Origin of the sequence: Rhodococcus sp. O3 (genome assembly GCF_048897285.1) — a bacterium.
Classification (GTDB): Bacteria; Actinomycetota; Actinomycetes; order Mycobacteriales; family Mycobacteriaceae; genus Rhodococcus.
Map to the genome: position 1 here is coordinate 1 of NZ_JBMBTE010000243.1, position 3,618 is coordinate 3,618.

The following is a 3,618-nucleotide window of genomic DNA, read 5'->3' on the forward strand; positions in this document are numbered from 1 at the left end:
CGGAGCGGGACGTGGACCCGATCCGGGTGGTGCTCATCGACGAGCACACCTATCTGCAGGCGTGGTGCCGCACCGCGGAGGGGGTGCGGTTGTTCCGGTTCGACCGGATCGACGCGGCCGAGGAACTGCCGGAACCGGCCCGGCCGCCGGTCGCGGTCGACGAGGAGGACAGCTTCGAGTTGTTCGCCGGGGATCCGACGCTGCCGGCCGCGCGGTTGCGGATCGATCCCGGCTACAGCTGGCTGATCGACTACTACCCGCTCACCGAGGTGCAGTTGCAGCCGGACGGATCGTGCACCGCGGTGCTGCGGTTCGCGTCGCCGGAGTGGATGACGCGGCTGGCGGTCGGGCTCGGCGGCGGGGTGACGGTGCTGGGGCCGCCGGAGCTGGTGGCGGCGGTGCGGGCCCGCGCCGCGGCCGCGCTCGAGGCGTACGACACACTGCCGCTCGACGAACCGGCGGCGGGCGTGTAACGGAGCTGTGAACCCTGCGCGAACATCCGGTCGAACGGCTGTGGGCGGGGATCGGGCGTGTTCGGGTCCGGTAGCATCGGCAGCACACCATCTGTGGAGGTAGATAATGGGTGCAATGAGCCCGTGGCACTGGGCCATCGTCGCGATCGTCGTCGTCATCCTGTTCGGCTCGAAGAAGCTTCCCGACGCTGCTCGCGGTCTCGGCCGGTCGCTGCGCATCTTCAAGAGTGAGGTCAAGGAGATGCAGAACGACGACGCCCGTCCGGCGCCGCCGCAGCAGGCTCCGAACTCGCTGCCCGCCGGTCAGCCCCCCGCCCAGGCCGTGGACGCGACCGTCACCGACCCGACGCAGACCCAACCGCGGTCGGCCTGACCATCGACCAACCCACCGGGGCATCCGCGACGGGTGCCCCGGTCCTCCGCTGATCCGGGGGCCTCGACAGGAGCTGAGAACCGCACGTGCGCATCCCGTTCGATCCGCGCCGCAGCCGGCGCAAGACCAATCCCGACGGCACCATGTCGCTGGTCGAACATCTGTACGAACTGCGCACCCGTCTGCTGATCGCGCTCGCCGCGGTGCTGGTCACCACCGTCCTCGGGTTCGTCTGGTACAGCCGCGACCTGTTCGGCCTGCCCAGCCTCGGCTCGATCCTGCTCGACCCCTACTGCTCGTTGCCGGCGTCCTCCCGCGCCGACATCAGCGCCGACGGCGGCTGCCACCTGCTCGCCACCGGCCCGTTCGAACAGTTCATGCTGCGGCTGAAGGTCGCCGCGACCGCCGGTGTGGTGATGGCCTGCCCGATCTGGCTGTACCAGCTGTGGGCGTTCATCACCCCCGGCCTGTACGCGAAGGAACGCCGCTACGCCATCGGGTTCGTCGTCTCCGGCGCCGCGCTGTTCGTCACCGGCGCGGTGCTGGCGTACCTGGTCGTCACCCACGCCCTGTCGTTCCTGCTCACCGTCGGCAACGACGTGCAGGTCACCGCCCTGTCCGGCTCCGAGTACTTCGGTTTCATGATCAACCTGCTGGTCATCTTCGGGGTGTCCTTCGAGATCCCGCTGGTGATCGTCGCGCTCAACGCCGTCGGCGTGCTGTCCTACGCCAAGCTCAAGTCCTGGCGGCGTGGCCTGATCATGGCGATGTTCGTGTTCGCGGCCGTCGCGACCCCCGGCCAGGATCCGTTCTCGATGATCGCCCTGGCCGCGGCGCTGACGCTGCTGCTCGAGATCGCCATCCAGATCGCCCGGATCAACGACAAGCGCCGCGCCCGCCGCGACCGTGAGGACGGCTGGGCCGATCTCGACGACGACGAGAGCTCCCCGATCGCCGCCCCCACCCCGGTCGAGCGCCCCACCCCGACGCAACCCGACTACTCCGACACGCTGTGACCGATCAGCCGGCCCCGGCCGCCACGCCCGATCGGCTCACCGCCTTCGCCGCGGCGCTGCCGTTCACCCTCGACCCGTTCCAGGTGCAGGCCTGCCGCGCCCTCGACGGCGGCCACTCGGTGCTGGTGTGCGCGCCCACCGGGGCCGGGAAGACCGTGGTCGGGGAGTTCGCGGTGTACCTGGCGTTGCACGGCGGCGGCAAATGCTTCTACACCACCCCGATCAAGGCGCTGAGCAACCAGAAGTACGCGGACCTGTGCGCCCGCCACGGCAAGGACGCGGTCGGACTGCTCACCGGCGACCAGTCCATCAACCCGAACGCGCCGGTGGTGGTGATGACCACCGAAGTGCTGCGCAACATGATCTACGCGTCCTCGACCAGCCTCATCGGGCTGACCTACGTGGTGATGGACGAGGTGCACTTCCTCGCCGACCGGTTCCGCGGCGCCGTGTGGGAAGAGGTCATCCTGCACCTGCCCGAGGACGTCCGGCTGGTCAGCCTGTCCGCGACCGTGTCCAACGCCGAGGAGTTCGGGGACTGGATCACCACCGTGCGCGGCGACACCACCGTCGTCGTCGACGAGGTGCGGCCGATCCCGCTGCACCAGCACATGATGGTCGGCCCCCGCATCTACGACCTGTTCGACCGGCGCGCCCACCCCGACGACGGCGGCCGCCGCAGCGTCGTGGTCAACCCCGAACTGCTCGCGCAGGTGCGCCGCCGGCTGACGCTGGACCGCGCCGACTCCTGGGACCGGGGCCGCGGCACCGGCGCCTTCCGACCGCTACCGCGACCCGAGGTCATCTCCCGCCTGGACCGCGAGGGGCTGCTCCCGGCGATCACCTTCGTCTTCAGCCGCGCCGGCTGCGACGCCGCGGTCGCCCAATGCCTGCGCGGCGGCATCCGGCTCACCTCCGACGAGGAAGCCGCCCGGATCCGGGCGATCGTCGAGGAACACACCCGCGACCTGCCCCGCGCCGATCTCGAGGTCCTCGGCTTCAGCCAGTGGCGCCTCGCCCTCGAACGCGGCATCGCCGCGCACCACGCGGGCATGCTGCCCGCGTTCCGGCACACCGTCGAGGACCTGTTCGTGCGCGGGCTGGTGCGGGCGGTGTTCGCCACCGAAACCCTCGCGCTCGGCATCAACATGCCGGCCCGCACCGTCGTCCTCGAACGCCTGGTCAAGTACAACGGGGAAACCCACGCCGAACTGACCCCCGGCGAGTACACGCAGCTCACCGGCCGGGCCGGGCGCCGCGGCATCGACGTCGAGGGGCACGCGGTGGTGCTGTGGCAGCCGGGGGTGGAACCGGCCGCCGTCGCCGGGCTCGCCTCCACCCGCACCTTCCCGCTGCGCAGCTCGTTCCGCCCGTCCTACAACATGGCCGTCAACCTCATCGACGCGGTCGGGATCACCCGGTCGCGGGCCCTGCTGGAGATGTCGTTCGCCCAGTTCCAGGCCGACAAATCGGTGGTGGGCCTGACCCGCGGCATCGAACGCAACGAGGCGGCCCTGGCGGAGCTGCGGGACCGCCTCGGCGGCGACGACAGCGACATCCTCGACTACCTGCGGCTGCGGGCACAGCTGACCGACCTGGAACGCGCCCGGGAACGACAGGGCCGCCAGGACCGGCGGCGGGCGGCCGTCGAATCGTTGCTGGCGTTGCGGCGCGGCGACATCGTCGCGGTGCCCGGCGGACGCCGCGCGGGACTGGCCGTGGTGATCGAACCCGACCAGAGCGTGGACGAGCCGCG

At 71.0% G+C, this 3,618-nt stretch carries 4 protein-coding genes; all 4 read left to right on the plus strand.

The window, feature by feature from the left end; all coding sequences use genetic code 11:
- A partial coding sequence (locus ACN675_RS28340) for a helix-turn-helix transcriptional regulator (protein WP_420753985.1) occupies nucleotides 1-473 on the plus strand: 473 nt, incomplete at its 5' end.
- A gap of 106 nt (nucleotides 474-579) precedes the next feature.
- On the plus strand, nucleotides 580-846 hold the full coding sequence (gene tatA, locus ACN675_RS28345; RefSeq protein WP_420753986.1) for a Sec-independent protein translocase subunit TatA: 267 nt from the start codon (nucleotides 580-582) through the stop codon (nucleotides 844-846).
- Nucleotides 847-932: 86 nt separating this feature from the next.
- Nucleotides 933-1,862 carry a twin-arginine translocase subunit TatC gene (gene tatC / locus ACN675_RS28350; protein ID WP_420753987.1) on the plus strand — a complete coding sequence of 310 codons (930 nt, stop codon included), beginning with the start codon at nucleotides 933-935 and terminating at the stop codon, nucleotides 1,860-1,862.
- A partial coding sequence (locus ACN675_RS28355; RefSeq protein ID WP_420753988.1) for a DEAD/DEAH box helicase occupies nucleotides 1,859-3,618 on the plus strand: 1,760 nt, incomplete at its 3' end. The genes tatC and ACN675_RS28355, both read left to right, overlap by 4 nt.